This is a genomic window from Thermogutta sp. (assembly GCF_039793925.1).
Taxonomy (GTDB): Bacteria; Planctomycetota; Planctomycetia; order Pirellulales; family Thermoguttaceae; genus Thermogutta.
The window spans coordinates 1-1,325 of sequence record NZ_JBAMME010000104.1 but is presented as its reverse complement, the minus strand read 5'-3'; the positions used below and the strand labels follow the sequence as shown (position 1 = coordinate 1,325).

The window sequence follows — 1,325 nt, the reverse complement described above, 5'->3', positions numbered from 1 at the left end:
GGCACGGAAAGTGCCGTCCCGAGCACGAGGGACTGCAACTGATGAAAGTGACAGTCTTTCGCCCCCTCGATCAAGGGAGCGACACCACACTCTCTGCGCTCATTGCGGAGAGCAAAAAACTTCCCCGGCGCCGCCCACCGCGTGGGGCGCGCTGGGCAAGGCCTTATGGGTTCGATGGGGAATGATGAAGCCAGCAGGAGGGGATCGGCGACGGGGAAGGCCAAGCGGATGAGGAGGGGCGATGATCGGCTTGCTCTGGTTTGACGATGACCCGAAACGGAGCTTGGGGCAGAAAGTAGAGAATGCTGCGCGGCGCTATATAGAGAAATTCGGGCACCCGCCGAATGTCTGTTACGTCCATCCTTCTATGCTGAACGGCCTAGCCGATAACGGTACTTCCGCCATTTCCTTAGACATCGGCGGCTTCCAACTGCGAGTCAAGCCCCGCCGGTCCATCCTTCGGCATCACTTCTGGTTGGTCTGCGAGGAGGATTGTTCTCCCTGAGGGGTCCTGCGGTATCCCGCCAGGAGCGGTGGGCGTGCCCGGCACTCCGGCTCCGCCTTCCGCAAGAAGGTGCAAGATGCGCGAAGAAGAAAGGAGGTGCAAGATGCGCAAAGAAGGATATCTGACCATTTGCCGCCAGTGCGGCACAATCCATCCGGTGGACGAGAGTTGCCCGGAATGCGAGCCCCGGCCCCGCTGCCGGGGGTGTGGCATCCAGTATAGCGGGCCACCGGAGGAATTCCCCGGGTGGTGCCCGGCGTGTCACCCCGCCACTTCCGCCCGATACCGGGCGGAGGTCGAGGAACTGGATCGCAGGGCGATGGAGCGGGAGCGCGCCGAACGGGAAATACGAATGCTCGCCGCCGAGGACGACGCACGGCAGCTTGCCGGGTTGCCCGGCATCCGAGTTGACTGGGACTGGCTGCTGAGGAGGAAAAAGTGTGAATAGATGAATTTCTCAATCCAGTCGTGGCCTGGTACCCGCAGGAGGATGTCTCTCCGGTGTTCCAGGTGCTGGTGCAGGTCCCGGATGTGGATATACCGTCGCCGGTGCGGAAAACCGGGGAGGCCTCCAGATGGATGATGAGGTGCGAGAACGGTTGGAAGCCCGGCAAGGGAGGGCGGACGGCGCACCGGGAAATTCTCTGCCAGACCAACAGCCCCGACTTCGCCAAGGTCGCGGCAGATGTTCTGGCATTCTTCTTTGATTTCACTCCCCAATCCAGTGGCACGCTGACAAAAAAACGAAGGAGGTAGAGCGATGATCACGATCTTCAACGGCCGCAGCCGGGAGCCGGGGGAGGGGCCGGAATCGCGGCCC

General features: G+C 62.0%; 4 protein-coding genes. All 4 read left to right on the top strand.

From position 1 onward, the window contains the following. Positions 1-185, top strand: a 185-nt coding sequence (locus ABJK56_RS03860) for a hypothetical protein (protein WP_347243349.1), incomplete at its 5' end; no start/stop codon positions are given. Positions 186-241: 56 nt separating this feature from the next. Then, entirely contained in the window at positions 242-505 is a 264-nt protein-coding gene (locus tag ABJK56_RS03855) for a hypothetical protein (protein ID WP_347243348.1), read from the top strand. Positions 506-608: 103 nt separating this feature from the next. After that, a complete protein-coding gene (locus tag ABJK56_RS03850) occupies positions 609-953 on the top strand; it encodes a hypothetical protein (protein ID WP_347243347.1) in 345 nt (114 codons plus the stop codon). A 131-nt stretch (positions 954-1,084) separates the two neighbouring features. After that, the gene (locus ABJK56_RS03845) at positions 1,085-1,261 is read left to right on the top strand and encodes a hypothetical protein (protein WP_347243346.1); all 177 of its coding nucleotides are present in this window, start codon (positions 1,085-1,087) and stop codon (positions 1,259-1,261) included. Positions 1,262-1,325: the final 64 nt, after the last annotated feature.